The organism is Streptomyces sp. S465 (genome assembly GCF_026898115.1).
GTDB classification, from domain to species: Bacteria; Actinomycetota; Actinomycetes; order Streptomycetales; family Streptomycetaceae; genus Streptomyces; species Streptomyces luomodiensis.
Genome location: NZ_CP114036.1, coordinates 1,642,704 through 1,665,574 on the forward strand (window position 1 = coordinate 1,642,704; position 22,871 = coordinate 1,665,574).

Here is a 22,871-nt window from a genome sequence, read left to right on the forward strand (position 1 = left end):
CCCTGCCCGAGGTCGGCGTGCTGGGCGTTGCCGAGACCCGCCGAGGCAGGCCAGTTCCGCAGAGTCCGGTAATCACCGCCGCAGCAGTTGGCACAGGGTGTTTCGCAGATCGCCGACGTCGCGCACGGTGTCCAGGGACAGGCACTGCGCGATCCACCGCTCCCAGTGGCCGTCACCTGCGTCAGCGCCGATGGTGCGGCGGAACTTGGCCGTGACCGCGTCACCGGGCAAGGGACGGGCGGCGCCTCCACCGCTGCCCAGGCACTCCTTCTCGACCCGCTGTCCGTCCGCGAGATCGACGACCACGCGCGCGCCCCAGCGGTCCGGCAGGTGAGCGTCGAGTCCGGGGGCGTGGCCCAGGGTCACCTCCGGCACCCCCTGCGGCAGCGCGCCCCTGTAGAAGCCGACGTCCGCGGCGGCTCCGTGGAGCCACGCGGCGACGGCGAAGACCGCGCTGGCCGCGGCCTCGGTGGGACCCGCCGGCGCACGATCGGCGGTGACAAAGCGCAGCAGCGCCTCGGGCAGCAGGATCTCGATGCGTCGGGCCTCCGCGATCGGCCGCCCCTGGGCCGCCAGCGCCCCCAGCGCGTCCAGCGCCGCGTGCAGCGGCCGGGCGCACGGATACACCTTGAACACACAGCCGTTCAGGTGCGGTTCCGTCTCGGTCGAGGCCGGTGCGGCGCGCGTGCCCAGCGCCGCGGCGGCGGGCCCGTCCAGCAGGGTGCGGCTGGCCCGGGCGCCGATGCGGGCCAGGTGGGCGGCCTCCGCTCCGTCGGCCGCCGCGCGCCCGGCCAGCAGGTAGTGGCCCGCGCCGAGCTCGTCCGCGCTGAGCAGCCCGCCGAGACCGGCAGCGGCCAGGCCCAGGGCTGCGGTGGTCTCCTCATGGTCGAGGTCCAGCAGGCCGGCCGCGGCGGCGGCCGAGCCCAGTGCGCCGAAGACGGCGGTCGGCCACCAGGCGGTGCCGTACAGGCGGGGTCCGCCGAAGCGCAGTCCCGCCTCGACGATCACCTCATAGCCGGTGATCACGGCGTCGACGACCGCCCTGCCCGACCGTCCTTCGCGGTCGGCCACGGCCAGGGCGGTCGGGACCACCACGGCCGCGGGTACCACCGCCGCGGCGGGGTGCAGGGCGTCGTACTCGTCGGCGTGTGCGAGCACGGCCTCCGCCCACAGGGTCGTGCGCAGCCCATGCCGGCCGGCCAGGGCGGGCGTGCGCAGCCCCCCAAGGACACCGGTGTCCGTCACGGCACGAGATCCGGGTAGACCCCTTCCACCTGAGCGGGGACGTCCAGTTCGATCCCCGCGAGGGCGAGGAAGGGAGCTCCGCCGTTCTGTGCGATCGAGGCGCATATCGGTTTGAGCCGTCGCGCGTCGGCCTCGACGTCGTCGGTCACCGCGCAGAACGCCGAGACCGTCAGTGGGACGGCCTCGGCGGCGCGGCCCGCGGCCTCGGCTCCCTCCCGCACACGCGCGACGGCACCGGCCAGGGTCTTCGGCGAGGCGCCGCTGAGCAGGATGACGCCGTCCGCTGTCTCCCCGGCGAGCCGCAGGTTCCGCGGTCCGCTGGCGGCCACGTGCACCGGTACGTCCGGCTGAGGATCGCGGAGCCGGGAGCGGACGCCGCCGAAGTCCCACTCGTGCCCCGCCAGCAGCGCCCGCAGCATGCCCAGTCCCTCACGCAGCGCGGCCCCGGTGCTCGGGCGCAGACCGATGGGGCCGACCGAGCTGTTGCCCACACCGAGTCCCAGGGTGAACCTGCCGGGGGCGAGCTCGGCCACACTGCGCGCGGCCGAGGCGACGACGGCCGGGTGCCGGGTCACCAGGTTGGTGACCGCGGTGCCCAGCCCGATCCGTTCGGTGTGCAGCGCGGCCGCGGTCAGCACCGTGAACACGTCCCGCCACAGCATCTGTGAGTCGGGGAACCACACCTGGTCGAAACCGAGTTCCTCGGCCCGGCGCACGGATCCGACCAGCCGGTCCGCTCGGTCGCACGGCGGGATGCGGACACCGACCCGCAGGCCGGCGTCCGGCCCGGCCGCTGCCGGGGCGTTCATGCCCGCCCCTGGCCCAGGAACTCGACCGCGAGCTTGTTGAACCGGTCCGCGTGCTCGTGCTGAGGCCAGTGTCCGCACTCCGGGAAGATCTCCAGGGCCGAACCCGGGATCGACTGCTGCATCCGGTGCGCTTCGGGAACGTCGCCGAAGGGATTCTGCGCGCCCCAGACGATCTGGGTGGGCGCGGTGATCCGGGCCATCTGCTCCGGGGTGAGGAGGTCTTCGGTCCGGTTCTCCATCTTCTGCAGGCACAGCAGCTCGTCGATGCCGGCGACGAACTCGGGCCGGTGGTAGATGGTGTGGCGCACGTCGACGAGTTCCTCGGAGACGTTCACCGCGTCGTGCATGAGCAGTTCCAGGCGGCGGCGGGTGAGGTCCCTGTCGTCGCTGGTGACAGCTGCCTTGGTGCTGGTGCGGATGCGGTCCATGACCTCGGGGTTGGCCACGGTCCCGCCCGGGGCCACGAGGATCAGCCGCCCGACGCGGTCGGGGTGGTCGGCGGCCAGGCGGCCGGCCACCCAGCCGCCGAGCGACTCGCCGATGAAATGGGCCCGCTGGATGTCGCGGCTGTCGAGGTAGTCCAGCACGTGCCGCACGTAGCGCGGGATGCGCAGGTCCCCGCCCGGGTTGTCGGTGTAGCCGTGGCCCAGCATGTCGAGGGCGTGCAGTTCGAAGTGCTCGGACAGCTCCGGCACGTTGCGCACGAACGCCTCGAGGTGGCCGCTGGTGCCGTGGAGCATCACGACGGCCTCGCCCGCGCCGGCGCGCAGCACACGGGTACGCGTCCCGTTCACCGGCGCGTACGACACCTCGAAGCCGGTGCCGGTCAGATGGGTCCAGATGGTCATGCCGATGTCTCCTTGGACGAGGGGGTGAGGAGGCTGACGCCCATGCCGGTCAGCCAGTCGGGAACGGCCCCGTAGGCGAGAGTGCGGCCGGTCGGCGGCCCCGCGGGCGAGGTGAGGGCCGCGGTCATCGCGATCCAGGCGCGCAGTTCGTGTGCTCCGTTGCCCGCTTCCTTTTCGATCTGTTCGTCGGTGTGGTCGAGGAGGGCGGAGAGGTCACCGGTCTCGAGCAGACGCAGGAACCACTGGTCGAACTCCTCGTTGATGTCCGGTTCGGCGGCCCGGATGATCTGGCGGCGGCGCACCTCGTACTCGCCCCAGGAGGTGCGGCCGTTGAGCCAGGCCTCGACCAGGAACCGGTCGTCGTCCGACAGCGCGTCGAACCACTTGGGCCAGGGCAGCCGATGGGAGAGCCCGCCGGAGGCGATGACCGCGATCCGCTTGTCCTGTCCGTCGCCGCGAATGGCGGCGCCGAGCGAGGCACCGAGCGTGTGGCAACGGCGCAGGGAGGGCAGCGGTGGCGCGAACATGTTGATGACGATCGGGACGACCGGCACGTCGAGGGCGGGCAGCAGGTGCTGCAGCGAGTGGGTGATGCCGTGGTCGACGGTCAGCCGCAGGGAGAAGGCGGGGTCGAACCCGTCGGTCACCAGGCCGTCGACGACGCTGCGGGCCAAGTCGGTGTCGACCGGGAGCTGACCGCCCGGTGTGCCTGCTTCTCCGGCGCCCTGCACCTCGCCGACGCCGATGGTGAAGGCCGGCATCAGATCCAGGAACATGCCGCGGAAGTGGTTGGAGCCGATCACGACAACGGCGTCCGGGCGGGCCTCGGCCAGCGCCTCGCGCGCCTGGGTCAGGCCGTCACGGAACCGGTGTGCCGCGGGCAGGTGGTCGACTTCGGCCCAGTGCGTGTTCATCAGGGTGCTGTGCGAGGCCCCGACGCCCAGGACCAGCCGGCTCATGAGTCCTCCCCTTCTTCTCCGGCGCTCGGTCGCGTTCGCCGTGCGGCCGCGTGTGAGGGTGATCCGGTGAGCCCGTTCATGCGGCGCTCCGTTCTTCGGTGCACAGCGCGATCGCGGTGTGCACGATGGCCCGGGTCAGCCGGACGGCCTCCCGGATGTCGACGACGTTCATCCCGGACGGGAAGTCCAACGGCAGCGGGGCGTCCGCTCCGATACGGTCCATGCCGATCCGGGCCGTCGGCAGACCGCGGGAGCGCAGGATGTTGGCGTCGGTGGCGCCGCTGTTGGCGACGATGGGCTCGTGCGGTCGGCCGGCGATCTCCTCCCACGCGGCCTTGGCCGCCGCGACGACCGGGGCGTCCTCGGACGTGTGGGTGCCGGGGATGGCGAGCACCATGTCCCAGTCGAGCTCGATCTCGGGATGGGCGGCGGTGATCGCGTCGATGGCGGCGGCGAACTCGCGGCGTACGTCTGCGGGTGTCGAGCGGGGGCTGGTGCGCAGGTCGACCATGATCCGGCACAGGGCCGGGGTCACGGCCGCCATCCGCGGCCAGCCGCCCTCCACGGAGGACACGATGCCCTGCGGTGCGACCAGCCCGTCGGTGTGCCGGGCGGCGTACTGGGGGAACCAGCGCTCCAGGGCCTCGATCACGGTGGCGGCGTGGGCGATGGAGTTGCGGTACGGCATCCGGTGCCGGCTGCCCACGTAGGTGTAGGTGCCGCGTACGCGGACCTCGAACCAGCACAGTCCCACCTCCTCCCAGGCAACTGCCCAGCCCGGCTTGGCGATCAGCGCGTGGTCGGCCCACCAGCCCTGCTCGAGCAGGAACGAGCAGCCGCTGCCCTGGCCGGCGTTGTGCCGGGTCAGACCGCGGGTGGTGCGGCCGTTGGTCGGCATCCCGCCGGCTCCCAGTCCGACGATGAGATCGCCGCGCAGCGGGATCCGGGCGCGGGCGATCGCCTCGGCGGCGGCGACGACCGCCGCGCCGTGCCCCTTGGGGTTGCCGGCGCCGAGGCCGAGCACGTGGTGGCCGTGCACCTGTGCGCGGGGCTGCATGTCCGCCCGCAGCTCGGGTCCGACCCAGGGCACGTCCTCGTCGGGGTCGCCGACGGTGAGGGTGTCGATCGGGGCATAGAGCAGCAGGTCCTCGCCACTGCCGTCACCACGCAGTCGGCCGACGGCGTTGGCCTGGCGGTCGTCGATCGCCTGGTAGTGGGCGTCGAGTCCGGCGTGCTCGAGGGTCGTGGTCAGCCAGCGCGCGAGCTGCGCTTCCTCACCGGTCGGGCTTGGCATGTCGACCATGGCGACGACGAGTTCGGTGAGCCGTTCGGGGCTGATGAGCTTCCACGCCTCCTCGGCCCAGGTGTGTTGCTGCCCGCTCAATCCGCTCATCGCGCATCCGGGCGGACAGTGCGGACGGTGGTGCCGCGCCCCAGCCGGACGAGCAGACCGGTGCGCTGCGCGGCCACGGCGGCCACGACGGTGGCAAGGGTGATCAGGACAGCGGTGCGAGAGGACATGGCAATCAGCTCCTGTGGGTGAGGAACGCGTCGGCGAGCGCGGCGACGGCGGCCGGGCGCTCTGCCTGCGGATGGTGGGCGGTCCTGCCGACGACGGCGAGGTCGCCGCGGGGCAGTGCGTCGGCCAGTGCCGCCGCGTAGTCGGGGCCGGCGAAAGGGTCGTGGCGCCCCCACAGGACCAGGGTGGGGGCCTTGACTGCGCCGAGGGCATGGCCCAGGTCCTCGGCCGGCGCCGGCATGGCGGCGGTCGCGAGCGCGCCGTCGGTGACGCTGGCACGGTAGCGGGCCAGCACCGTCGACTCCGGGATGCGGGCCGTGTCGTACCACTCCAGCGCGGCCAGCAGCGCCCGCATCTTCGCCGGACTGGGACCGTCACCGCCGTAGTACTCGGCGCGGACCCGGGCGCCGAGCCCGGGATCCGCGCGCAGCGGGCCGGCCCCGCCCGGTGCGGGCGTGGGCCGGCTGCCGATGAGCACGATCCGGCCGATCCGCTCCGGCCGGTCGGCCGCGAGCCTCAGCGCGACCAGCCCCCCGTACGACTGGGTGAGTACGTCGACCCGACCGGGTCCGACCCGATCCAGCAGCGCGGCGAGCGCGTGGGCGGCCGCCGTCGGGGACCGCCGCACTGCGGACGGCCCCGTCACCGAGCCGCCGTAGCCGGGCAGGTCCGCCCACAGCCACCGGCGTTCGGGCCGCATGGCCATCACCGCGCCGAAGTCCGAGGTCGCGTGGCAGCCCGGGCCACCGCCGTGCAGGACGACGGTGACCGGGCCGTCTGCGGCGCCGGCCCAGCCGTGGACCGGTCCGGTCACCGGCTCAGTGGCCGACACGGCGCTCGGTGGGCTGGACCACCGGTGCGATCTGCTCGACGTGCCTACGCCAGGCGTTGATCGACAGGTCGGGCCGGTACAGCCGCTCCGGCGGGGCGTCGGTGACGTTGACCATCCAGGCGTCCTGCCGGGTGAACTGGCCGTGGAACAACCACCGGAAGGCGGCCAGGTACTTCGCCTTGAAGGCCAGGGCCGTGGCGCCGGTCTCGAAGCGCACCATCAGCTGCACGTAGCGCACGTGGTCGGCGTCGACGGGGACGTACCACTCGTAGTGGATGAACTTCGGGTAGGCCACCCGCAGCAGGCCGGGCATCCGGACCGACACGAAGCCGGGGATGTCCATGGCGGAGATCACGGAGTTGGCGTCGCCGTTCTTGTCGGGGTGGTCGGGCAGCGGCACCCGCTTCCACCAGCGCTTGTTGGTGAACGTGCCGACGCCGGGGAACTCCGCCTCGTAGTGCAGTTCGTCCTGCACCCGGACCAGCCAGCCGTCCTTCTCGACGATGCGCGTCTTGTTCCAGGTCGGCATGACCTTGAACAGGCGCCACAGCGCCGTGTTGTGCAGGTACTTCGCGTGCCCCTCGTCGAAGCCGTTCTCGGCGGCGAACCGCCAGTTGCCGTCGCGGACCTCCGTGCGCCCGCCGAGCACCAGCGTGTTCCCGGTGAGCTCGGTGGGGATGTCACGCTCGACCGGCGGGGGTTCCTCACCGGGAGCCACGTCGCCGATGTACACCCACAGCATGCCCAGGCGCTCCTCCACCGGGTAGGTGGCGACGGAGAGCTTGCCGCAGATGGGACTGTCGGGGCCGTCGGTGATGACGGCGTCGAGCTTTCCGGTCTTCAGACCGAAGGTCCAGCCGTGGTAGGCGCAGCTGATCGTGCCGGGGAACTGCCGGCGGCCCTCCGACAGCGGCACGCCGCGGTGCGGGCAACGGTCGTGCAGGCCGCGGACCGTGTCGCCGTCGCGGATCAGCACGATGCGCTCGCCGGCCAGGGTGATCGGCACCGGCTTGTGCTGGACCTGGTGCGCCCAGATGGTCGGGTACCAGTAGTTGCGGAAGCCGAGTCCGGCCGAGTTGTAGACCGGCCACGCCGACCAGTCGGTGCCGTCCTGCACGGGCGGGCCGGGCTCGGCCGGCTCCGTCGGGCGGGCCGCAGTGCCGCGGGTCCGCGGCACCCGACGGGGTGCGGCCTCGGGAGTCGGGTCGGTGGGTGCGCTCACGATGTCTCCAGTCAACGGGAGGTTCGCACGAGATGCCGTGCGATCGTCAGGGTCGGGGACCGGGCGGTCTCACAGGTCGAGCACGAGCTCGGGGGTCCGCGCACGCGACACGCACGGCAGGAAGGCGTCGGTGCGGTCGGGCTCGGTCAGCGAGTCGCGGTGCAGGGGCAGGCCCTTCAGAACCGGGAGCTCGCAGCTGCCGCAGACGCCGTCCCGGCAGGCGTTCGGCACGTCGATGCCGGCCGCGTCCAGGACGTCGAGGGCCGAGCGGTCGACGGGTACGGACAGCCGTCGGTCGGACCGGCTGAGGACCACATCGAACGCCCGCAGGTCGTCCTCGTCGTCGCGGGGGCGGGCGGAGAAGCGCTCGACGTGCAGTGTCCCCGTCGGCCAGACCTCGCAGCGCTCTTCGACGGCCGCGATCAGGCCCTCCGGGCCGCAGCAGTAGACCGCCAGGCTGTCGGCCGGCTCGCCCAGGGCCGCCTCGAGGTCGAGGTGGCCATTTTCGTCGAAGGGCCGCGATTCGACCTTGTTCTCATAGGGCGCGAGCTCGGCCAGGAAGGCCATCGAGCGGCGGGAACGCCCACCGTAGAGCAGTCGCCAGTCGCGGCCTTCCGCCTCGACCCGGCGGATCATCGGCAGCAACGGCGTGATCCCTATGCCGCCCGCGATGAACAGGTAGCGGTCCGCCGCGACGAGCGGGAAGTGGTTGCGGGGCCCTCCCACTTCGACGAGCTCGCCCGGACGCAGGGTCTCGTGCACATAGCGGGATCCCCCAGCGGAGGCCGGCTCCCGCAGCACCGCGATCCGGTAGCAGTGACGGTCCGCCGGATCACCGACCAGTGAGTACGGGCGCACCTGTTCGGGCAGCCAGAGGTCGATGTGGGCCCCGGGTTCCCAGGTCGGCAGCAGGCGCCGCTCGGGATCGGCCAGTTCGACGGAGAGCACGCAGTCGGACTCCCGCCGCAGGGCGACCACCTCGAGTTCCAGGACGCCCATCTCGCTGTCGGACATCTCCACCTCCACCTTCGGTACTAAGTACGGTACGCATTACGGCAAAGGTCGGGAAGCCCTCGCGAACCGCTCGTACTTAGTACGGTACGAGCTACGGCGAGATCTGTGAAGCCCCAGATCCACCGGCCCCAGGCAGTCGGTTCGCACAGGTGCCGGCCCGCACGGCGTACTGGACTTCGAACGAGACACTGTCCGGTACGTTTGCTTCGACAGTGATCAGGAGGACCCCATGGCGCGGCAGCAGACTCGGTCCCAGCGCGGCGACACCCCGCTTTCCCCCGAGCGGATCATCGAGACGGCCTTGCGCATCTCCGACACGGAAGGGGATCTGGACCGGCTGACCGTACGGCGGCTGGCCACCGAGCTGGGCGTGGGCACGATGACCCTCTACAGCTACTTCCGCGGCAAGGACGAGATCCTCGACGGGATGGCCGACCACGTGCTGGGACGGATGCGGCTGCCCGCGGAGCCCGACGCCGGACCGGCCGAGGCTCTGCGCACCGTCGGACACGCCTTCCTGGCCATGATGCGCGAGCACCCGAGCGTCGTCCGGCTGTTCTCCACACGCATCACGGACAGCCCCGCCGCGCTGCGCGGCGCCATGGAGGCGGTGCTGCGGCGGCTCGTCGACGCCGGGATCCCGGGACCGCTGGCCGTACGCTGCTACGGCTTCCTCATCACCTACGCCATCGGCTTCGCCAGCTACCAGACGCCACGGCCGTGGGGACGGGCGGCCGCCGAGGACGGGGCCGAACAGCGCCGACAGCGCCGGCACTTCTACGCCGCACTGCCGATCGACGAGTTCCCCCTGGTGGTGGACCTCGCTGAGGAGGTCACCGAACTGCCGTCCGACGCACAGTTCGCCGCCGGCCTCGAGGCGTACATCGACAGCACGCTCCGCACGCTCGAGCAGCACGCCGCCCGGTCCTGAGGCCGATCGCGGCTGCCCCACTTCCCGCCACCGAACACCCGCGAGTGCACGGTCGCCCGCTCTGGCGGTGGGCCGGGGCTTTCTTAACCGCACGCCCACGTGCGCGAAAGTTCGACGTCAGGGAACCGTGACGAAGCCCTTGACGCTCACAGAGTGGCCCGTACATAGTACGGGTCACTGCACGATATGCCGTACGGAGCTGTTCGGCCGGCGGTGACTTTCCGTTCGTACTCGTGCATTCCATCCAGCTCGACGTCTGCCCATCCGCGCCACCACGGCGGGAGCCCGCAACGGCCGACTGCACGCGAGTCCGGGATCCGAAGGATCCAGACCTCGCCCACGTCCCTCTTCCGATCGGCCGACCCGCTCGGCGACCCACATTTTCCGGAGGACGCATGACCACGACGCGGTCTGCACCAGAGCAGAGCAGGAGGGCAGTGTTCGCGAGCTGGATCGGCACGACGATCGAGTACTACGACTTCGCGATCTACGGCCTCGCCGCTTCACTGATCTTCGCCCCATTGTTCTTCCCGGCCACGGACCAGGCGGTCGGAACGCTGCTGTCGCTGTCCAGTTTCGCCGTGGGCTACCTGACACGGCCGCTCGGCGCCCTGGTCTTCGGCCACTTCGGCGACCGCGCCGGCCGCAAGACCGTACTGATCGTCACACTTCTTCTCATGGGCGTGTCGACCTTCGCGATCGGACTGCTGCCCAACTACTCACAGGTCGGCATCGCCGCCCCCGTGCTCCTCATCGTGGCCCGCCTGTTGCAGGGCTTCTCCGTCGGCGGCGAGTACGGCGGCGCGGTACTGATGACGGTGGAACACTCCTCGGACCGCAAGCGCGGCCTCTTCGGTTCCGTGGTCAACACCGGCGCGACCGTGGGTCTGGTGCTGGCCAACGTGGTCTTTCTGCTGGTCTTCCAGCTTCCCGACGACCAGATGCTGTCGTGGGGCTGGCGCGTTCCGTTCCTGGTCAGCAGCGTTCTGGTGGTCATCGGGCTCATCGCACGGTACTCACTGGAGGAGTCACCCGACTTCGCCGCGGCCAAGCAGCAGGGCACCGTCCGGGAACTTCCGTTGGCCGAGGTGCTGCGCCACCACCTCGGCACCGTACTGCTGGTGGCGGTCGGCATCATCGCCGCCGGCAGCGCCTTCACCATGGCGACGGTGTTCTCCCTGACCTACGGGAAGGTCGCTCTCGGCCTGGACAGCAGCACGATGGTCGCCGTGCTCCTGCCCTCGACCGCAGCGATCCTCCTCTGCCTGCCGCTGTTCGGCCAGCTCTCCGACCGGATCGGGGTACGGCCGGTGTTCCTGGCCGGCGCCGCCGCCCTTGTCGTGCTGCCCTTCGCCTGGTTCGCACTGCTGGACACCCGCCAGTACGGCCTGATGGTGCTGGGTTTCGCGCTGCTGTTCATCGGCTACTCCGCCAGCTACGCCGTGGTGCCCGCCTACTTCTCCCAGGTCTTTCCACCGGCCGTCCGGTTCACCGGCATGTCGATCGGATTCACCCTCGGCCTCGTCGCCGGCAATGCCATCGCTCCCGCCGCCTCCGCATGGCTCCTGGAGACCACAGGGAGCTGGATTGCCATCGCCTGCTACATGGCGGTCACCGGACTGGCGTCCCTTGCAGCCGGTCTCTTCCTGCGCATCCCGGACGCCGACACCGACCGGCAGCCGGCCGCCAAGGTGCCGGCCGAGACCGGACAGGCGGCCAGATGAGCATGGCCGCCACGACTTCGCGCCGCGGGTATGCCGACACCCGCCACGGCCAGGTGCACTACACCGAGCACGGCAGCGGCACCCCGGTGCTCCTGCTGCACCAGACCCCGCGATCGTGGGACGAATACCGCGACGTCCTGCCGCTGCTCGGCGGTGAGTTCCGGGCCATCGCCATGGACACCCTGGGCTTCGGCCAGTCCGCCCGACCGCCCGGGCTGTGGACCATCGAACTGTTTGCGGCCGGAGTGCTCGACCTGTGCGATGCACTGGGCCTCGACCAGGTCTTCCTGGTCGGGCACCACACCGGCGCGGTGATCGCCCTGGAGGTGGCCGCGTCCGCCCCGGACCGGATCCACGCCCTCGTCCTCTCCGGCATGCCCTTCGTCGACGCCGAGCGCCGGCGGCGTGTGGCCCGCCGGGCGCCCATCGACCATGTCGTGCCGGCACCGGACGGATCGCACCTCATGCGGCTCTGGAACAACCGGGCCCCGTACTACCCGGCGGACCGGCCCGACCTGCTCGACCGCCTGGTGCGGGACGGGCTGGGCGTCCTCGACCGTGTCGAGGAGGGGCACATGGCGATCAACCGTTACCGGATGGAGGAACGGATCGCTCTGGTCCGCGCGCCGACGCTCGCCCTGTGCGGTGAACTGGACGAGTTCTCACTGCCGGACCTTTCGAAGATCACCGCCTCGATACCCGGAGCCCGTGGGGCCGTCCTGCCCGGAACGGGCGTACCGGCCGTCGACCACCGGCCCGAACGGTTCGCGGCGACGGTCCGCGATTTCCTGCGGCACCCGCGCCAATGCCCGGAATCGGCCGACGCATCCCGCACCGGACCGCTCACCGACCCCCGCCCCTGCTGACCTCCCAAGGAGCCCAGCCATGGACCTCCACCACAGGACCCTCCCCCTGCCCGGAACGACCCTTTCCTACCACGTGACCAGAGCATCCGCCCCCGGAACGCCGGTCGTGCTCCTGCACCCGTGGTTCGGCTGCTGGCAGTTCTGGACCTCGACCATGCGGCACCTCGCCGGGCGGCCGTGCTACGCCGTCGACCTCTACTCGCCGGCCGCCGGCGAGTGGTCCGCCGCCCCTGGACCGACCGCTCTCGCCGACGCCGTGGTGGCGATGATGGACGCCGAGGGGCTGGACCGGGTCGACGTGGTGGGCAACTCAGTCGGCGGAATCGTCGCCCAGGTCATCGCCTCCACAGTGCCGGAGCGCGTGCGCCGACTCGTCCTGGTCGGCACAGGCGCGAGCACACAGGGCGCTCTGCCCGGCTTCGCCCGAGCCGTCGACCGGTGGATCGAGACCGGCCGCGACGGCGGGGCCGCCTCCCGGGCCGCCGCCGAGGACACCATCGGGATGCTGTTCACCGGCCGCCCCGACGCCGCGACCTGGGAGACCTACGTCCAAGCGGTCCTGGGCACGGACCCGGCGTACCTGGCGGCCGTCCTCGGCGCGGCGCGGAAGCTGGACCTCACGCCGCGGCTCGCACGCATCACCGCGCCGACACTCGTGGTCCGCGGCAGCCGGGACTGCGCGCGCACCGCGGAACACGCGGCCGTGCTCGCGGCGGAAATCCCCTCGGCCCGCTCGGTCGAGATGCCCGGCGCCGGCCACTCCCCCATGGTCGACCGGCCGGACCGGTTCTCCGACCTCGTCTCGGCCCACCTCGACGAGGAGGCCCCAGAGACCGTCGGCAGCGGCCGGTGAGCCTCGGATTCGGCCACCTGGCCCGCATCGGCCACCTGTATCCGTCGGGCGGACTGTGCGACTACGAGATCCAGTCGATGGCCCCCGAGGGGGTGCAGTTCGTCACCACCCGCCTGCCGTTCCGCACCACCGGCGTCGCCGACGACCTGCGCCTGCTCCAGAACCTGGAGCAGCATGCCCGGCTGCTGGCGGACGCCGACGTCGACGTCATCGCGGTCAACTGCACCGCCGCGACGCTGCTCGCCGGACCGGAGCGGATCAGAGAACGCATCAGCGAGGCGACCGGGATCGGCTCGATCACCACGATCGAGGCGGTGCTCGCGGCGCTTTCGGCCGCCCGGATCCGCCGGCCCGCACTGCTGACGCCGTATCCGGACGAGGTCGTCCACGCGGAGACGGAGTTCCTCCACTCGCACGGCATCGAGGTCGCCACCCATCTGGGTCTGCCCCGTGCCACGCCGGTCGAGCAAGCCATGATCGAACCCGGCAGATGGCTCGGCCTCGCGAGCACGCTCGACCCGTCGACGATCGACGGCGTGCTTTTGAGCTGCGCGGGCATCCGCATCGCGGGGGCACTGCAGCGGATCGAGGACCGGCTCGGTCTGCCCGTCGTGGCCAGCAACCAGGCCCTGCTGTGGCATCTGCTGCGCACCCTGGGCATCCCCGCACGGCCGAAGGGGTACGGCGCGTTGCTCGCAGGCCGCTTCGACAGCGGGACGCCCTGCCCTTGAAAACACGCTCAGCCGCGATCGGCCAGCAGCCACCCAGCGCGCGGCACGATCGGGCTGAGCCCGAGCTCCCGCAGCGTCTTCCAGACCGTGGCGACAGAGGCAGTCACGACCGGTATGTCGAGGGCGCTCTGAATCTGCTCCACCACAGGCAGCGAGGGCATCTGCACACACGCGCTGAGCACCAGTGCGTCCACGCCGGAGGTATCGACCTGGGCGGCGATGTCGACGAGCTGCGTCGGGTCCAGCCTTCCGACCGCGAGGTTGTCCGAAACCTCCAGGCTCACGGAGTCGTGGACCTCCACCCCCTCGGCCTCGATGTAGTTGCAGACCGTCTGGGTGAGCGGCTTGATGTACGGGGTGATCACCGAGATCTTCTTCGCGCCGAGGTGCTGCAGTCCCTCCACCAGTGCCCCAGCGGAAGAGACGACGGGAGTACCGCCGGCAACCTCGGCCAGGCGCCGCTGACTCTCGCGGTGGTAGCCCGTGGCACGCGTCATGATGGCCACGAGGCAGGCGTAGGCCATCACATCGACGTCGGCGTCCGCCAGTTCGCGGGCGCAGCGCAGCGACTGGTCGTCCATGTCCCGCAACTGATCGGGGGTCACCTGCTGCATCCGCATGCGCGATGAGTGGAAGGTGAACTTCTCCGGCAGCACCTCCTCACGGGCTCGGAGCATCGCCGGGATCTCGGTTTCCATCGTGGTGTTCGAACTCGGCACGATGAGGCCTGTGCGGATCGCGGGCATGTGAGTCTCCTTGGTCGTGTGGTCAAGCGGAATGCGATGGGCTGCCAGGTGTGGGCAAAAATGCATGCACTCAAAGCGCTACGAGTGGGCAGGCGGGAGAGGGTCGCCTCGATTCGAAGTGCGGCCGACCGTCAAGGGGTCACGCCGCGCCGTCCCGGACGTGAGCTCCTTCGGACTCCGGGACGTACTGAATCGTGGTGGTGGCGAGAGGCGGCAGTACGCGGGCGTCGCTGCGGCGCCAGCGGATCGTGGTGTGACGGTCGGCCTGGTGGCCGGCAGGCGGCTCGATTTCGATACCGACCCCGCGAGCCGCGGTCAGCAGAGAGTCGAACGTGTGGTCCGGTTCCTTGTCGAGGATCATGCCCATGGCTGCGTCGATGAGGTGGAACTCGAGGAGTTGTTTGGCCAGGACTCCGTCCCTGTTACGGATCGCCGTCAGGAAGACCCGGTCGACGTGGGTGAAGTCCTCTGGAATCTCCGGGCGGGAGAAGTACAGACGCTGATGCCGGTAGATCTTCATGTGCAGCGATCTGACGACCTCCCGGAACGAAGGCGGGTAGTGGCTCAGAGCGAGTTCATGGAAACGCAGGTGCGCTTCCTGGTAGTCCCTCCTTCGATGACGGTTGCGGTCCATCACGTCCAACGTGTCTTCCATTGCCGTGAGTTCGGCATCGCTGAGATCAGGGGTGATCGCCGCCACGGTCGGCGGTTCGATCAGTAGCCGCATCGCGTAGCACTCTTCGACGGATTCGTCGCTCGCCGGCGCGACCTGCATGCCCCGGTTCGCCTCGGCCACCAGGAGGCCGTCGGCCTCCAGGCGGTGCAGCGCTTCGCGCAGCGGCGTCCGGGAAGTCTCCAGTTCGGCGGCGAGCGCACCCTGCGACATGCGGAATCCGGGCATGTATCGCCCTTCGATGATCCGCTCCCGCAGCGTCTGATAGATCTCCTCGACCGTCGTCCCCGGCCGCGTACCCGTGGCCATCAGACGTCCCCCTCCCCCTCCGCGCGGTCGTCGGCTCCGAAGGAGACAGCGAAGAGTTCGCTGAAGCGCTCCGGGTCCTGCGCTGCGATGATCTCCAGCTGCATGGCGTCGAGCAGGATCCGGTAGCCCCGCCTGGGGACGTGCAGCTCCAGTCGCTCGCCCTGTCGCGTCCATACTTTGCGCACCTGCACGCCGGTGAACTCGTTGCCGATGCCGAAGCTTTCGCCGACCCGGACGATGCCGTCGCCCAGTGGCGGTTCGTTGGTCATGTTCCCTCCTTCGGGTCTGTCTCAATGATCTCAGGAGGGACCCCGTACACGTCGGACTTGACTCCACTCAGCACGGGGAGGGCCTGGCGGCACGCCGCCACCTCGGTCAGATCCAGGTCGACGACGTGCCAGGCGGCGGCTTGCTCCCCGAGGTCAGCGAGCACGGCGCCCCAGGGGCCGACCGCAAGAGCATGCCCGTAGGTGGGAAACGCGTCATCGGCATCGTGGCCCTGGCCCCTGACCGTGGCCGAGGCAACCACGTAGGCGGCGTTCTCGATGGCGCGGGCACGCAGCAGCACCTCCCAGTGGGCCTCACCGGTCCGCTGAGTGAAGGCGGCGGGGACGAGCAGGACCTCGGCTCCGGCCTGTGCCAGTTTCCGGTACAGCTCCGGAAAGCGCACGTCGTAGCAGATCGTGAGGCCCACCACGGTGCCGCCGACACGGAGCAGCACCGGACGGTCACCCGGCGCCTCGACGCCGGACGCCTCGAAGGACTGATTCCCGATGCGGGCGTCGAAAAGGTGGATCTTGTCGTACCCGCCGGCCATCTCGCCCCGGGCGTCGATCACCAGGGCGGTATTGCGGATGCCGTCCGGCCCGCGCCGCTTGAAACCGCCCAGGACGACCACCGTGCCTGATTCCTCGGCGGCCTGCCGCAGGCCGGCGATCTCCGGCGCCTCGACGGCCAGGGCGGCCTCACGCATCTCGGTGTTGGTGCCGAGCATCAAACCGTTCTCGGGCAGCAGGACCAGATCTGCGCCGGCCGCGGCACACTCGCGCACCATCTTCACAGCGGTAGCCGTGTTGGCGGCCAGGTCGCGAGTGGCGTGCCACTGCGTGAGGCCGACCCTGAGGGTCCGGTCAGTCATGGCCGCCCGCCCTTGCCGGCTCCCGTCCTGGCAGCAGCATGTCGACGACGGTCCAGCCACCACCGGAGGCTTCCATGGGCTCGTACGCCAGTACCTCACCACGCACACCGGGGCCGGTGAGGCCGAGCATGATCAGCCAGTTGGGGAACTCGTACTGACCGTGGTCGAGCAGTGCGTACGGCTCGAGGTTCGCCAGGTCATTGCCCCGCCCGGCCTGCAGCATCTGCAGGAGGTAGGTGTCGAACTCGACATCCACACCGCCGAACTTGCCCGGGTCGAGCCAGTGCGACAGGCCGCCCGTGGCCAGCATCGCCACCTTCTTGTCCCGTTCCTCGACCACACAGCGCAGCACCTGCCCGAAGGCGCGGGCACCGAACGGAGAGAACGAGCGGGCCGGCTGCGTGATGACCGGGATCACCGGCAGGTCCGGACGGGGCAGCAGCTGCCGCAGCGGAACGATCAGCCCGTGGTCGAGGTCGATCTGTTCGCACTCCTCGACCTCCATCTCCTCGGCACGGATCGCGTTGGCCATGGCGCGGGCGTATTCGGGCGCACCGGTCAGGGTGAGATCCAGGTCCGGCCGCTTGAAGAACTCCATGGAACCGGTGTGCTTCTCGCCGGTGCCGATGACGAAGGCGCCGGTGCGGAAGGACTGGAAGTGACAGTCAGCGGTCACGATCAGCAGATCCGGGTCGGCTGCGGCGATCCGCTCGGCGAGCTGTTCGTACCCCTCTGTCAGGCGAGCGACCCCGTCGGCGGGGTCCACCTCGGGCCGAGCCAGCAGGTCGGGCACATGCGAGCAGCCACCGGCGAAGACCAGGTTCTCGGGAACCTCCGGGTCGGGCAGCGGCGTTGCCGTCTCGACGTGGAAGCGCCCCGAGCTCTTCGAGTCACCCAGGTCGTCGGCGAACCACCGGCTGACCAGGATGGTGATGCCGTCGATGACGCCGGCCGAGCGAAGCCGGTCGCGGTCGCCGGCGGCGATCACTCCAGCCCATTCGGCGTCGAGGCCGAGCTCGGCGGCGCCCACGGCGGCCGGGTCCAGCCGGAAGCGGTTCAGCAGGGCGGTGTCCTTGCCCAGCGCGAGAATCGCACGTTCGAGTGTGCGGGTGTCCATCTACGCTCCCTGTCCCGTCAGACGGCCCTCACGGACGACCGCCGTGCCGTCGATCTCGACGGTGCACCCGCGCATCGGGATGTCGAGGTGTGCCGGGGTCTCACGGTTCGCGAAGCGGTTCGGGCCGGTGGACCACATGAAGTTGCCGGCCGTGGAGCGCAGTTCCTGTCCGTACAGGGACCGCGGCTCGTAGACCTCGAAGGCGGACCAGCGGGCCACCGGGTGGACACCCCAGCCCATGTGGGAGACCGCGAACACGTCCGGGTCGTCCCAGGCGTCGAAGTAGTCCTGCAGGACGAACGCGTCGTTGCCCTTGCCCTCGATTCCGGTGATGAAGCCCTTGTCGATGGTGAGGGTGACGGTGTCGCGCACGGCGCGCTGCCACGGGATCAGCACGTCGCCGGGCTGGAGCACGATGGTGCCCTCGGCGGTGCGGTCGCGGGGGAAGCAGGCCACGAAGCCGCTCGGCCAGTGATCCCAGCGACCAGGCTCGTCGACGTACCCCCACTGGTGGGTGACCGGCAGGTCCTCACCGGAGATGTCGGCGGTCAGGTCGGTGCCTGCGGAGCTGGTGACACGCAGCGTGCTGCCCGCCTTGAGAAGCCGGCCGCCGGCCTCGACGGTCTTGCGGAGGTCCTCGTCGCCCATCAGGCGCTCCAGCACGTCGGCGGGTTCCGCGACGAACAGCATCCGCTTGCCGTTGCCGGTGATCCTGGTGCGCACGTCGGAGTGAATGAGACCGCCGACGGTCACGTCGATCACCAGATCGCACTCGGCCGCCGCGGCGAGGAGCGCAGCGACCTCGCGGCCGTCGGCCTCGTACGGGGGCAGCATCGGGTTGGACAGACTGGAGGCGGTGAGTACCAGGGCTCCGGCGCCGATGTCCCGGGCGGCGGCCACGGCCGCTTCGGAGTACTCGGTCTTCTGGCCGAGCTCGGAGATGACTGCGACCGTCTCGTTCGGAGCGAGCTTGCACAGCTTGTACTGGTCCACGAACAGTTCACGCAAGGTCTTCGGCATGACGTCTTACCAATCTTGTCGGTCGGTCAAAGCGTGGAACGGATGGCGCCGCCGTCGACGGCGAGGGTCTGGCCCGTGACGAACGAGGCGGCCGGCGAGACGAGGTAGGCCGCAGCCTGCGCGATCTCGTCCGGCTCGGCCCAGCGGCCCAGCGGAACGGCGGAGACGACCTTGCCGACCTCGGCTTCACGGGTCGTACCGTTGGCCGCCGCCTTGGCCGCCACGATGTTCTCCATGCGATCGGTGCCGGTGGCCCCGGGCATGAGCTGGTTGACCCGCACACCCTGCTCCGCGAGCTCCAGCGACATCTGCTTGGTCAGCGCGGAGAGCGCCGAGCGCATGGATGCCGACAGGACTCCTCCGGAAGCGGGCTGCTTCACCCAGGTGGAGGTGATGAACAGGATCGATCCGCCGCCGTTCGCCGCCATCGCTCGGGCTCCGGCAGCCGCCAACTGCACGGCCGGTCGGACGAGTTGTGCGTAGGCCGCGTCCCAGTCGGCAAGGCTGGGCTCGAGTACCGGCATGATCTTCGGGCCGGGAGTGTTCACGACCAGGACGTCCAGCGAGCCGTGTGCGGCGATCACCCCGGGGATGAGTCTGTCGACGGCTTCGGGGTCCAGCAGGTCCGTGGGGTACGAGGTCTGGCCCTCTGCCTCTACCGCCGTTCGGGCGCTGACGGCAACGACGGCTTCCTCGGCGACCAGCTGCCGTGCGATCGCCTGCCCGATGCCCTTGCTCGCGGCGGTGACCAGGGCCACCTTGCCCTTGAGTCCGAGATCCATGACGCCTCCGCTCAGTCGTGGACGGTGATGGCCCGCTCGGGGCAGCCCTCGGCCGCACGGCAGGCGGCGTCCTTGTCGGTCACCGTGCCGTCGCCGATGACGCTCGCATAGCCCCACTCGTCGAGCTGGAAGACCGTGGGCGCCTCTTCCGCGCAGGTGCCGTATCCGTTGCACTTGGTGGAGTCGACTGTTGCTTTCAACGGGACTCTCCTTCGATCGTGGTGGTACGGGTGTCGCTCTCGCTGCTTCGGGTGGTGCTGATGTCGATGTGTCCGGGGAACTCCCCCAGTACGGTCCGTGCCCACGTCGCGGCACCGTCGAGGAAGGCGCAGGCGCCCCGGCCTGGCAGGGTCTGCCCCCAGCGGGCGAGGTTGTCCCGGTCGCGTTCGGTCGCCGTGCCCGCGTTGAGCGAGGCGAAGGCGTCCCGGATGGAAGCGGTGCCCTTGACGCACACACCGCACTGCTGAGCGGACTGCGCCGCGTACCAGGCGGAGACCTCAGCCGCGACGGCGATCGGATCCTCGTGGGATCCGAGTGCGGTGATCGCCGCGCAGCCGAGACCCGATCCGGCGCCCCGGACGTCCTCGTACGTGCAGACCGTCGTCGCGTGCGCCGGGCCGAGCAGACCGCCGAACCAGCCACCCATCAAGAATCCCGTCGGTGGCGAGGTGAACCCGCCGGCCAGGTCGAAGAGTTCGGCCACGGTCAGCCCGTAGGGGACCTCGTAGACACCCGGCCGGGCGCAGGCCCCGCTGAGAGTGACGAGGGTGGTGCCAGGTGAGTCCGTACTTCCGTGAGCACGGTATGCCGCCGCTCCGTGGCGGGCGATCCAGGCCGCATGAGCCAGCGTCTCGACGTTCGACACCAGCGTCGGCAGGCCGTCCACTCCCTTCTCGCCCACCCGGGGCGGACGGGCCGTCGGCAGTGCCGGGCCTCCGCTGATCGACCGGCAGACCGCCGTCTCATCGCCCGCGACGTAGGTCGGTTCCACGACATGCACGTCCAGGCGGACCCCTGCCGGCAGGGCGGCCGGATCATCCGCTTCGAGCTCCGCGATCGCGGCCCGGACAGCCGTCTCGGTCTCCGGATGAGAGAGGTACACGACGGCACGGTCGGCACCCACGGTGCGAGCGGCGATCAGCAGCCCGTCGAGGACCAGATGGGGGCGGTGTGTCAGCAGCCACCGGTCCTTGTGCGAACTCGGTTCGCCCTCCTCCCCATTGGCCACGACCACACGAGGCCCTGCCGCCTCCGCGACCCCGCGCCACTTGACGTGAGCGGGAAAGCCGGCGCCTCCCCTGCCGCGCAGGCCGGCGGCCTGGAGTTCAGCGATCACGTCGGGGCATGTCGGCGGACCATACGTACTGCGTTCCCGCTCGGAGCCGAGGTCCAGCGGACGGTCGACGGCCAGGCGGGGCTCGATGCCGGGAGCGTGCCCGACGGTCGTCACGAAGGCCGGGCGCGCGGCAAGCACGGTCGGTGTTTTCATGGGGCCGTCACCACTCTCGACAGGTGCTGCAACACCTCGTCCAGGCCCAAAACGTCCGCGTACTTGGCGTCGATGTCGAACATGTTGGCCTCATGCGGTCCCTCAGCCCGATCGCCCACACACTCGCGGGGCACAAGAACGACATGGTTCTCGGCACACGCGTCGATGACGGTGGCCCGGACGCATCCCGAAGTGGTGGCGCCGCAGACGATGACAGTGTCGACTCCCGCGGCGGCCAGCTGCTGTGCCAGGTCCGTTCCGTGGAACGCGGAGGCGGCTTTCTTGACGATCACCGGCTCCCCCTCACGGGGCGTGATCCGCTCGTCGACCTCAACCCACCGCGAGCCGGCGGTGAGCACACGCAGCGCGGGCATCTTGCGCAGCCAGACGAGTTCGTCCAGGTCGCGACGCTCGTACGAGATCGTGGTGAAGAAGACCGGCAGGCCGGCCTCTCTGGCCCGATCCAGCAGCTGAGCCGTTCGATCGACAACCGCGTCCAGATCCGAACCCGGAGGAGAAGCAGGATCGGTGAAACCGTTGATGAGGTCCACGACCACGACGCCGGGCCACCGGCCGGCATCGCCAGTCGTCAGCCGCTCCCCTACTCCCCGATCACGGTACTGCTCGCGTACCGCCTCCGCCCACTCACTCATCGAAGGCCGGCTTCGGCCAGGTGCCGGGCTCGGCACGCATGATGTCGGCGTAGTGGCGGTAGAGGTTGCGCTGCACGCCCTCCTCGTACCTCGTCCAGTACGCCACGCCCGGGCCCACCCAGTCCTCCACCCGCTTGGCGATGCCGACGCCCTCCATACCCATCTGGTAGTTGAGCTTGAAGTCCAGGAGGTCGGCGGCCACGGAGCGGCCGGTGCGGCTGACGGTGATCCACGGCTCGGTGTCGTCCATCTCGAACGCGCCGCCCATGGAGAACGTGCCGAGTCCGGCCCGGTAGGCCCGGTCCTTCTGCTCGGGTGTCATGTTCTTGTACACGCAGAACCAGTTCCAGATCTCGACCTGGCCGGCCCCGTGCGGCTGCCACATGCGGATGGTGACGACGCCGGTCGGCGCGTGGTGGGCGCCGTCCTCGGTCATCGGCAGCGCCAGCATCGAGAAGTTCGGGAAGACGTTGGCGACCATCACGCGGGAGCGCCGCGCGATGTCGAGCTGATGATCGCTGATGCGGCTGGTGTTGAAGGTCTCGACGAGCTCCTCGGGGAAGCCGAAGAACTTCGGACCCGGCTCGTCCTCGGTCGGCGCCATCGAGAACGACAACGAGTGCCCGGGGGCCGCCTGGATGTGATAGCCCATCATGTTCTCGCGGAAGGGCACCGGGAAGGCTCCGATCTCCCATACCGACCGGTGCAGTGTGCCCAAGTGGTAGTCGTCACCGGAGAAGTTCTCGCTGCCCGACTTCCAGTTGGCGTCGATGACGAACCGCTGCGGCGGTCCGACCACCTCCATGCCGTGCTCGTTCAGGCCGAACAGCAGGTCCAGGTACCAGGCCATGCCGCCCAGGTACTTCTCCAGCGGTGGAGCGGACGGGTCCAGCGTCGCGAAGATCAGGCCGTGGTACGACTGCACCCGCGCGGCCTTCGACAGCCCGTTGCTCTCCTTGGACATCCCGCCGAAGGCGTTGCGCCACAGCGGCGCACCCACCAGGTCGCCCTTCGCGTTGTACGTCCAGCCGTGGTACGGGCAGCGAAAATGCGAGGTGTTGCCCGAGTCCGCACGGCACACCTGCACACCGCGGTGCCGGCACGCGTCGAACAGGACGTTGACCCCGCCCTCCTCATCGCGGATCACGATGAAGTTGTCCTCGCCGATCTTGCGCAGGACGTAGTCACCCTTGGCCTCGACCTCGGACTCGTGCGCGAGGTACACCCAGCACCGGCCGAAGATCTTGCGCAGTTCGAGGTCGTAGATCTCCTGGTTGCCGAACAGCCCTGCGGGGATCTCGCCGTCCACGAGCCCCGTGGCGAGTTCGTCGAGAAGCGCGTCGGCTCTCGTGCTCTTCGCCTGCGTCATCGCCGCGTCCCTCTCAGAAGAA

The 22,871-nt window shown here is 70.3% G+C and carries 25 protein-coding genes; 5 read left to right on the top strand and 20 right to left on the bottom strand.

What is annotated here, in order from left to right:
* Positions 1-72: 72 nt before the first annotated feature.
* The 9 genes from N6H00_RS06965 to N6H00_RS07005 all read right to left on the bottom strand — a co-directional run bounded on the left by N6H00_RS06965 (position 73) and on the right by N6H00_RS07005 (position 8,448).
* Entirely contained in the window at positions 73-1,245 is a 1,173-nt protein-coding gene (locus tag N6H00_RS06965; RefSeq protein WP_268970692.1) for an MmgE/PrpD family protein, read from the bottom strand.
* A complete protein-coding gene (locus tag N6H00_RS06970; RefSeq protein WP_268970693.1) occupies positions 1,242-2,054 on the bottom strand; it encodes an LLM class flavin-dependent oxidoreductase in 813 nt (270 codons plus the stop codon). The genes N6H00_RS06965 and N6H00_RS06970 overlap by 4 nt, the downstream gene beginning before the upstream one ends.
* Positions 2,051-2,902 carry an alpha/beta fold hydrolase gene (locus N6H00_RS06975; RefSeq protein ID WP_268970694.1) on the bottom strand — a complete coding sequence of 284 codons (852 nt, stop codon included), beginning with the start codon at positions 2,900-2,902 and terminating at the stop codon, positions 2,051-2,053. The genes N6H00_RS06970 and N6H00_RS06975 overlap by 4 nt, the downstream gene beginning before the upstream one ends.
* Positions 2,899-3,861, bottom strand: a complete 963-nt coding sequence (locus N6H00_RS06980) for a catechol 1,2-dioxygenase (RefSeq protein WP_268970695.1) — start codon at positions 3,859-3,861, stop codon at positions 2,899-2,901. Before N6H00_RS06980 ends, N6H00_RS06975 begins: the two co-directional genes overlap by 4 nt.
* A 76-nt stretch (positions 3,862-3,937) precedes the next feature.
* Positions 3,938-5,254 (bottom strand): M20/M25/M40 family metallo-hydrolase, encoded by a 1,317-nt coding sequence (locus N6H00_RS06985; RefSeq protein ID WP_268970696.1) that lies wholly within the window; start codon positions 5,252-5,254, stop codon positions 3,938-3,940.
* Positions 5,251-5,382, bottom strand: a complete 132-nt coding sequence (locus N6H00_RS06990) for a hypothetical protein (RefSeq protein WP_268970697.1) — start codon at positions 5,380-5,382, stop codon at positions 5,251-5,253. The genes N6H00_RS06985 and N6H00_RS06990 overlap by 4 nt, the downstream gene beginning before the upstream one ends.
* 5 nt (positions 5,383-5,387) lie before the next feature.
* Positions 5,388-6,194: an alpha/beta fold hydrolase gene (locus N6H00_RS06995; RefSeq protein WP_268970698.1), complete on the bottom strand. Its 807-nt coding sequence runs from the start codon at positions 6,192-6,194 to the stop codon at positions 5,388-5,390.
* Between the two features lie 4 nt (positions 6,195-6,198).
* On the bottom strand, positions 6,199-7,434 hold the full coding sequence (locus N6H00_RS07000; protein WP_268970699.1) for a Rieske 2Fe-2S domain-containing protein: 1,236 nt from the start codon (positions 7,432-7,434) through the stop codon (positions 6,199-6,201).
* A 69-nt stretch (positions 7,435-7,503) separates the two neighbouring features.
* Complete coding sequence (locus tag N6H00_RS07005; protein ID WP_268970700.1) at positions 7,504-8,448, bottom strand: PDR/VanB family oxidoreductase; 945 nt, start codon at positions 8,446-8,448, stop codon at positions 7,504-7,506.
* Positions 8,449-8,677: 229 nt separating this feature from the next.
* On the opposite strand from N6H00_RS07005, the gene N6H00_RS07010 reads away from it, so the two are divergent.
* The 5 genes from N6H00_RS07010 to N6H00_RS07030 all read left to right on the top strand — a co-directional run bounded on the left by N6H00_RS07010 (position 8,678) and on the right by N6H00_RS07030 (position 13,553).
* Positions 8,678-9,379 carry a TetR/AcrR family transcriptional regulator gene (locus N6H00_RS07010; protein ID WP_268970701.1) on the top strand — a complete coding sequence of 234 codons (702 nt, stop codon included), beginning with the start codon at positions 8,678-8,680 and terminating at the stop codon, positions 9,377-9,379.
* A 437-nt stretch (positions 9,380-9,816) separates the two neighbouring features.
* Entirely contained in the window at positions 9,817-11,103 is a 1,287-nt protein-coding gene (locus N6H00_RS07015) for an MFS transporter (RefSeq protein WP_268970702.1), read from the top strand.
* 2 nt (positions 11,104-11,105) lie between these two features.
* A complete protein-coding gene (locus N6H00_RS07020) occupies positions 11,106-11,969 on the top strand; it encodes an alpha/beta fold hydrolase (RefSeq protein WP_268970703.1) in 864 nt (287 codons plus the stop codon).
* A 73-nt stretch (positions 11,970-12,042) separates the two neighbouring features.
* A complete protein-coding gene (locus N6H00_RS07025; RefSeq protein WP_268970704.1) occupies positions 12,043-12,822 on the top strand; it encodes an alpha/beta fold hydrolase in 780 nt (259 codons plus the stop codon).
* Positions 12,819-13,553 (top strand): maleate cis-trans isomerase family protein, encoded by a 735-nt coding sequence (locus tag N6H00_RS07030; protein ID WP_268970705.1) that lies wholly within the window; start codon positions 12,819-12,821, stop codon positions 13,551-13,553. The genes N6H00_RS07025 and N6H00_RS07030 overlap by 4 nt, the downstream gene beginning before the upstream one ends.
* Before the next feature lie 8 nt (positions 13,554-13,561).
* Here the strand turns inward: N6H00_RS07030 and N6H00_RS07035 are convergent, their stop codons facing one another.
* The 11 genes from N6H00_RS07035 to N6H00_RS07085 all read right to left on the bottom strand — a co-directional run bounded on the left by N6H00_RS07035 (position 13,562) and on the right by N6H00_RS07085 (position 22,849).
* Complete coding sequence (locus N6H00_RS07035; RefSeq protein WP_268970706.1) at positions 13,562-14,299, bottom strand: maleate cis-trans isomerase family protein; 738 nt, start codon at positions 14,297-14,299, stop codon at positions 13,562-13,564.
* Between the two features lie 139 nt (positions 14,300-14,438).
* Positions 14,439-15,281, bottom strand: a complete 843-nt coding sequence (locus N6H00_RS07040) for a GntR family transcriptional regulator (protein WP_268970708.1) — start codon at positions 15,279-15,281, stop codon at positions 14,439-14,441.
* The gene (locus N6H00_RS07045; protein ID WP_268970709.1) at positions 15,281-15,550 is read right to left on the bottom strand and encodes a hypothetical protein; all 270 of its coding nucleotides are present in this window, start codon (positions 15,548-15,550) and stop codon (positions 15,281-15,283) included. The genes N6H00_RS07040 and N6H00_RS07045 overlap by 1 nt, the downstream gene beginning before the upstream one ends.
* Complete coding sequence (locus N6H00_RS07050; protein ID WP_268970711.1) at positions 15,547-16,419, bottom strand: nitrilase-related carbon-nitrogen hydrolase; 873 nt, start codon at positions 16,417-16,419, stop codon at positions 15,547-15,549. Before N6H00_RS07050 ends, N6H00_RS07045 begins: the two co-directional genes overlap by 4 nt.
* Positions 16,412-17,536 (bottom strand): hypothetical protein, encoded by a 1,125-nt coding sequence (locus N6H00_RS07055; RefSeq protein ID WP_268970712.1) that lies wholly within the window; start codon positions 17,534-17,536, stop codon positions 16,412-16,414. The genes N6H00_RS07050 and N6H00_RS07055 overlap by 8 nt, the downstream gene beginning before the upstream one ends.
* Positions 17,537-18,556, bottom strand: a complete 1,020-nt coding sequence (locus N6H00_RS07060) for a hypothetical protein (protein WP_268970714.1) — start codon at positions 18,554-18,556, stop codon at positions 17,537-17,539.
* A gap of 26 nt (positions 18,557-18,582) precedes the next feature.
* Positions 18,583-19,338, bottom strand: a complete 756-nt coding sequence (locus N6H00_RS07065; RefSeq protein WP_268970715.1) for an SDR family oxidoreductase — start codon at positions 19,336-19,338, stop codon at positions 18,583-18,585.
* 11 nt (positions 19,339-19,349) lie between these two features.
* Positions 19,350-19,538 (bottom strand): ferredoxin, encoded by a 189-nt coding sequence (locus tag N6H00_RS07070; protein WP_268970716.1) that lies wholly within the window; start codon positions 19,536-19,538, stop codon positions 19,350-19,352.
* Positions 19,535-20,827: an NADH-ubiquinone oxidoreductase-F iron-sulfur binding region domain-containing protein gene (locus N6H00_RS07075; protein ID WP_268970717.1), complete on the bottom strand. Its 1,293-nt coding sequence runs from the start codon at positions 20,825-20,827 to the stop codon at positions 19,535-19,537. Before N6H00_RS07075 ends, N6H00_RS07070 begins: the two co-directional genes overlap by 4 nt.
* Positions 20,824-21,480, bottom strand: coding sequence for an isochorismatase family protein (locus N6H00_RS07080; RefSeq protein WP_268970718.1), 657 nt, complete (start codon positions 21,478-21,480; stop codon positions 20,824-20,826). Before N6H00_RS07080 ends, N6H00_RS07075 begins: the two co-directional genes overlap by 4 nt.
* Positions 21,473-22,849: an aromatic ring-hydroxylating oxygenase subunit alpha gene (locus N6H00_RS07085; RefSeq protein WP_268970719.1), complete on the bottom strand. Its 1,377-nt coding sequence runs from the start codon at positions 22,847-22,849 to the stop codon at positions 21,473-21,475. The genes N6H00_RS07080 and N6H00_RS07085 overlap by 8 nt, the downstream gene beginning before the upstream one ends.
* Positions 22,850-22,871 lie beyond the last annotated feature (22 nt).